This window comes from Bacteroides sp. An269 (genome assembly GCF_002159755.1).
Classification (GTDB): domain Bacteria; phylum Bacteroidota; class Bacteroidia; order Bacteroidales; family Bacteroidaceae; genus Phocaeicola; species Phocaeicola intestinalis.
In genome coordinates, this window is the sequence record NZ_NFJG01000261.1 from 1 (window position 1) to 581 (window position 581).

Sequence of the window (581 nt, forward strand, 5' to 3'; positions counted from 1 at the left end):
GATAATGGGATGCAGCTTGCCGCCGTTAGGTGGCATAGGTGCTTGTTAGTCGCATATTTAACTTTCACAAGTAATATCTAATATTTTTCCTTTATTGTCAGTATGTACTACGACTATTTCATCTGAATTTTCACTATCAATCATGTAATCCCAAACAGCATAGTGATTATCACCGGGATAAAAAGTAATAGTTTCTACTCTCTGAATCAGCAAGGATAGAAACTGTTCTTCCTTTGTTTTTGTCGAATCGGCATTTGGTAACAAGTCATCAATAGCTTCCCATTCATCAAGATGCCAACGGACATATTCATTCGTTGTGCCACCATCTTCATAATCCTTTAATATGAATTTATCTATTTCTGTCTTGTATTTAAGAAGGTTGGAAAGATAGCCTTCCAGCTCTGCCGACCAATCCTTGGGATTGCCTTCATAAGCACAGAAATCCAAACACAATTCGACATCCTTGTTACAAATCATTACATGACCTTCAAAATAGTCCTCTTCCTTATTATCTACTTCACCGAAATAAGTAATATTCTTCTTGCTCATATTCTTTTGTTTTTAATTAATTGCGACTAATG

The 581-nt window shown here is 35.6% G+C and carries 1 protein-coding gene; it reads right to left on the reverse strand.

The features are described from left to right. Nucleotides 1-57 precede the first annotated feature (57 nt). A complete protein-coding gene (locus B5F71_RS19645) occupies nucleotides 58-549 on the reverse strand; it encodes a DUF2004 domain-containing protein (protein ID WP_087213691.1) in 492 nt (163 codons plus the stop codon). Between the last annotated feature and the right edge of the window lie 32 nt (nucleotides 550-581).

What these genes read in the sequence shown, in the direction of transcription:
- B5F71_RS19645 (WP_087213691.1), bottom strand. Translation starts at nt 549, where the DNA reads ATGAGCAAGAAGAATATTACTTATTTCGGTGAAGTAGATAATAAGGAA.